This is a genomic window from Rhodopirellula sp. JB055 (assembly GCF_043100905.1).
Lineage (GTDB): Bacteria > Planctomycetota > Planctomycetia > Pirellulales > Pirellulaceae > Rhodopirellula.
This window is the reverse complement of sequence record NZ_JBICHO010000497.1, coordinates 1-5,250: the sequence shown is the minus strand read 5'-3', so window position 1 is coordinate 5,250 and position 5,250 is coordinate 1. Positions and strand designations below refer to the sequence as shown.

Sequence of the window (5,250 nt, the reverse complement as noted above, 5' to 3'; positions counted from 1 at the left end):
GAAACCCAATCTTGGCGCGGCATCGTCGCTCGCATTCCCGGCAGAGGAAGCAATTGACCATCCTTCCAAACGCCCAACGTCACCGCATACGCGCCGTTTGAATCGGGATTTTGACTTTCGCGGGGACACCAGTCCAACCGTGCAACGCAACAAACAGAATTTGTCCAGGCCGGTTCGCAGTGCCGACAACGTGACGCTGACCTCCGACGCCGACGCACCGCCATTGACCAGCCGTTCCAGATACTCCCGAATGTCCTCTTGGTTGATCTGGTCCAGCGGTCCCCGGTACCAGCGAAGGAAGCAGACCCAAGCGGAGCGATAGTTTTTGATGGTGTTGACGGAGTAAAATCGGATCCGCAACTCGCGGACCAGACATTGAACAACCAACGGCTAACGTTCAGCGAGCCAAGCAGGACAAGCAATGCGAATCCGTCTCAATCCGGGCACTTTTCGGAACAACGAATGATAGAACAGCATCCGAAAGCAGGATTTGCTGCTGAATCGACAACAGATTCCAGGCGAATGGTACGTGAGTGAGGGTGAGTGTTTTCCATACGCATCATTTGGTGGTGCGAGACTGAGCTCGGGATGTGGCGTGGGTTGCAACTGCCGTTTTACTTCACCCTCCCTTTGGGATGTCGGCTCGCTTCGGGCCGGTGAGGGTTACGCGCTGTCCTCAATGCTGAACCCTCCCCTCGCTTCACTCGACTATCCCAGGGGGAGGGTGATGATCGTCGCTTCTGAACACAGCATTTAGAAGCTGCACGATTGGCTTGGTTGCAGAGCTGAATTGGGTGCACAGCGACGCACCTATCCGGCTTTGACATTCGGACACCGGTGGCTAGAATATTGCGACGGACTTGGAAACGACGTCCGTTGCTTCGGTCCGGAGGTATTCGAACGGGCTCAGCGAAAAAATGCGTGCACCACGCGAATTTTGCTGACACACCCGCGAATGACCTACCCGCTTTCGCCGACGCCGAATGATCGTTTCATTGCATTCGATGGCTGTCACCCCACCCCTTGGAGGTGAAACTGCGTTCGTTTGACCGGATCCAACGTTGGAATCGGGTTGACGAGGCGGCGTCAGCGCAGAATGTCGTGAGATGGTCGGCCCCGATGCATGTCGCGTTGGCATGGGTCGCACACCACTTTGTTTAGCGGGATAGATGGAATGTTGATGACTGTGAGTTCGATGGCGACCGGATTGTTCCTGGCGTTTGGCTTCCCCGGCTTGCCCGAAATGCTGATCGTGTTGGTGATTTGCTTGGTTCTGTTCGGTGGTGCCAAGCTGCCATCGTTGATGCGAAACCTGGGACGCAGTGCCAACGAATTCAAACGGGGCATGGCCGAGTCAGGCGACGACGAAGACGAAGCAACGGATCGCACCGACGAGAAGGCCTGAGATGTTTGGTCTCAGCCCATTTGAACTGGCCGTGATCGGAGTGATCGCGGTGGTCCTCTTTGGTGGCAACCTGCCGGAAGTCGCGAGAAAATTTGGCTCGACGTACAGCCAATTCCGACGCAGCCTGCAGGATGTTCAGCAGCAGTTCCGTCAGGTTCAAGACGAAGCGAGCCGGGCGATGTCGATGGACACACCGCCCGCCAAATCCACGTCGTATGACGACGAAGAAGAGGAACCCGATGAACCTTCGGCGCCCAAGTTCACTCCCCCGGAGTGATGCGTTCTCGCACGAACATCAGTTGGCACTCGCTGCTTCCGGAGCCAACTGAATTCGAACCGGTTGCTGCAGGTACGCCAGCAAATCACCCACATCCTCGGGCGACAACGCAGCGAGGATGTTTTCTGGCATCAGCGAAACCGGCGACGCTTGCAGAGTCTCGATGTCATCCCGGTTGACTCGCACCGCATTGCCCTCGGCCGTTCGGATGGTCACCGTATCGGGCGTTTGATCCTCTAGCAAACCGCTCAGGACCTGACCATCCGAAGTCAGCAATCGGTAGTTGGTGAACTCTTCTCGAATCGCCGCCGACGGATCGATGATGGCCAACGATAGAAAATCCAAGTTGGACCGTTCATATCCCGTCAGATCCGGTCCTACCTTGCCACCTTCGCCAAACAATCGGTGACAGGTACCGCAATGCTTGGTGAACAAGACCTTGCCATGACCGAGATCCGATTGCGTTGTCGACCGAACGAGAGTTTGCAACGCGTTGATCTGGTTTTGCTTTTCGGTGGGAGTCGCCCGCACGACTCCCCAGTGCTTCGTGACTCGCTCTCGCAGGGCGGGGTTGTTAAAGGCCTGCATTTGAACGACCACATCCGCGGGAACTCGCTCGACGTTGATTTTGGCCGCATCGATTTCATTCAACAACACCAACGCCCATTTCTCACGACTGGAGAGAACCCGAATCGCTGTCTCTCTCAAGTTGCCGCGATCATCCATCGAGGATTGATAAGCGGATGCGACCCATGGACCAATCGCTTCACTGGGGAAACGCGAAAGAGCTTGCAGGGCAGCCAACTTGACCGCGTCAGATGGATCGCCCTGGAGTCGTCGCCGCAGGACCGCGAGAGCCTTTTCGTCTTGGATCTCACCGAGCGTTTCAATCAAGGCGACCTTGGTGCGGATAGGAGTCGCGGACCGCTCGATCAACTGCAACGCTCGCTCGATCGCCGCGGCATCGCCCTGACGCAAACGCAGCGGCAAATCCGAACCAGGACGAGCCTTTCGAAAGATTGCAAGTTGTTCCTGAAGAGCTTCCGGCAACACCTCGACTTTCCGCCCCACAAAGGCTTCTTCAAACCCTTGCATCAGGATCGCCTTGGCATCGTCATTGGGTGCCATGGCCAACAACCTCGCACCGACCCGATAGCTTTCCGGCGAACCTTCCGCCGCCAAACGCCGCATCAATCGATTCAAGATCGTCTCACGGACCAATCGGCTCTCCCATAGTCGCTCGTCTTGAAACAATGCTGCAACGGCTTCCGCGTGTTTTTCACATTGACCTTCCAGGCCCCACCAAATCAAAAGCGGCAGATGCAAGTCATCTTGGTCCGCATCCCGCAGCATCATCTCACGAAGGATCGGCAATGCCTGTTCAGCACGCAGGCGAGTCGCGGTGGACGCCAACTGCGACCGAACGTGAACGTCGCCTTCGTGCTTCGCCAGTTCGATCAAAGCGTTGTGTTGATCACCCGTCACGGACCGTTGGTCGCCAAGCAATCGAATGGCCCAGCGGCGAATGTTGGGGTCGGGCTCGGATAACAGCAAGCAATGGGTCAATGCCTCGTCGCTGAGAACACTTCCGCGTTGCAGTGCCCACAGAGCCAGCAACCGCCGCTCGGCCATCTCATCCTTCAAGATTCCGACCAGTGAGTCCTGCAGCGACTCAGATCGCTCCATTCGCGAAACGATCACCTCCAGCGTCAGGAACTGAATCGTGCGACTGGGGTGTGCCAGCAAATTCAGCAACTGATCGTCCGTCATCGCGAACAAATCAAACCGAGTTCGAGAAGGCAGTATCTCATCCCATCTCGAAGACGATGAAAGCCCCTGGGCGGTCAACCGATAGATTCGGCCGCTGGTTTTGTGCCAGTTGTCTCGCGGGTCAACGTGCGTCAAACGCGTGTCGTACCAATCTGCGAAATAGACCGCTCCGTCCGGCCCGACCGCGATCGCCACGGGCCGAAACCATCGATCATCGGTCTGGATGGTGGTTTCAAAATCACTTGTCCGAAAGGTCGATGTGTCCTCGATCAACTCGCTGCTGATCACACATCGTTGCAATGGGTTGATCGCGATCACTTGATCGCGATATCGCGGCGGAAGCACATTGTCTTGGTAAACCACCAACGCTTGCGTGAACCGCCGGCGATCACCTTCGGATCGCATATGTTGAAAGAAACCATAGGCATGCGGGTTGGTCAGCGGACCATGTTTACCCCACGACTTCGTGCCATAGCTGCCTTGCGGATAGAACATGCCACGGGTGTTGCCGTGGTTGGTTCCGGAGAACGTGAGCCCGCTCTCCTCGATTTCCAAACCGAACGTGTTGCCGCCTCCTTCGGCAAAGATTTCAAACCGATGCGATTCCGGGTGGTACCGCCAAATGCATTGCCCCTGAAACGAGGTCGCTTGGTCCGGTCGGTCCGACAAAGGGGCACGAATGGAGGCGGTTGTGGTGCTGCCGTTGGCACCGTACAGCCAACCGTCGGGGCCAATTCTCAAACTGTTCGCGACCGCGTGGGTGTCTTCCAAACCAAAACCCGTCAGATGAACGGTTGGCTCCCCATCAACCTTCGCGTCGTGATCGGCATCCGGATAGAACAACAAGTACGGTGGGTTCATTACCCAAATCCCCGACGTACCGACCGCGACGCTGGTGGCAATGTTGAGGCCTTCGATGACATCTCGATGCGAGTCATACGAACCGTCACCGTTGGTGTCTTCCCACACCGTCACGCAGTCAGCCCCGGCAACATGATTGGGTGGAGCGATCGGCGTGCTATCAAAAACAGCTCGCAAGTGTTGGTCGTAGCGCACCACTTTCAGTCCCGCCGGAAACGGGTACTGACGATACTGCACCACCCACATTCGGCCTTTGAAATCAAAGCTGATGTGGATCGGCTGGGTCACGTCTGGTTCTCCCGCGACCAGTTCCATTTGCAAGTCATCGGGAACCTTCAAACGAGCAATCGTTTCGGCGGGTGTCGCAGGATCGGAATCGTCTCCAAGATCCCCGCGTCCTTCAAACTCTCGCATCACACGGGCAACCTCGTCATTGCCGGCGGGCGAATCCTGGGACACTGCGACATTCAGCCAACCACAACCGGTCGCACACCAAAGAACAACAACCAACAACCACTGGTTTCGCATTGGGTTCGCTCTCATTTGTTGGCTCATCAGCATCGGTTGGCTCATTGGGTATCAAAGTGTCGGTTTCGTACTCTTCCAAACAACAGAAACATCACCGAAGAAGGCAAGCAGGATCGGAATAGCATGCAAGCGGTTGGAGGTTTGGACTGCGCAGGTTTTGTTCCACGACTTCGCCCCAACGGGGCAGCCCTATGCCAGCCCCAGGGCAACGCCCTGGGTTGTGGCTCATGGAATCACGCACAATGACTCCTGCTGACCATATTCATACCACTTCTATTTCGCCGGCGTGATCACGACCGTGTGAGTCACCGGAACGATTGCGTCTTGAATCGCCTGCACCAACTCCGCTCGTTTGGCTTCCGTGCTTTTCTCTGCCGCCTCCAGATCCTTCTTGCCTTCTTCGCCATGG

At 56.5% G+C, this 5,250-nt stretch carries 4 protein-coding genes; 2 read left to right on the top strand and 2 right to left on the bottom strand.

The annotated features are described in order from the left end of the window. On the bottom strand, nt 1-387 hold a 387-nt coding region (locus ACF8AM_RS19445; protein ID WP_392557244.1), incomplete at its 3' end, for a phage integrase N-terminal SAM-like domain-containing protein. 793 nt (nt 388-1,180) lie between these two features. Between ACF8AM_RS19445 and tatA the strand changes: the two genes are divergently transcribed. Both tatA and ACF8AM_RS19435 read left to right on the top strand, forming a co-directional pair. Then, a complete protein-coding gene (tatA, locus tag ACF8AM_RS19440) occupies nt 1,181-1,405 on the top strand; it encodes a twin-arginine translocase TatA/TatE family subunit (RefSeq protein WP_231846452.1) in 225 nt (74 codons plus the stop codon). Between the two features lies 1 nt (nt 1,406). Continuing rightward, on the top strand, nt 1,407-1,682 hold the full coding sequence (locus ACF8AM_RS19435; protein ID WP_008659693.1) for a twin-arginine translocase TatA/TatE family subunit: 276 nt from the start codon (nt 1,407-1,409) through the stop codon (nt 1,680-1,682). A gap of 18 nt (nt 1,683-1,700) precedes the next feature. Here ACF8AM_RS19435 and ACF8AM_RS19430 read toward each other — a convergent pair whose 3' ends face one another. Next, a complete protein-coding gene (locus ACF8AM_RS19430; RefSeq protein ID WP_392557243.1) occupies nt 1,701-4,886 on the bottom strand; it encodes a HEAT repeat domain-containing protein in 3,186 nt (1,061 codons plus the stop codon). Between the last annotated feature and the right edge of the window lie 364 nt (nt 4,887-5,250).

What these genes read in the sequence shown, in the direction of transcription:
- ACF8AM_RS19430 (WP_392557243.1), bottom strand. Translation starts at nt 4,886, where the DNA reads ATGAGCCAACCGATGCTGATGAGCCAACAAATGAGAGCGAACCCAATG.
- ACF8AM_RS19435 (WP_008659693.1), top strand. Translation starts at nt 1,407, where the DNA reads ATGTTTGGTCTCAGCCCATTTGAACTGGCCGTGATCGGAGTGATCGCG.
- tatA (WP_231846452.1), top strand. Translation starts at nt 1,181, where the DNA reads ATGACTGTGAGTTCGATGGCGACCGGATTGTTCCTGGCGTTTGGCTTC.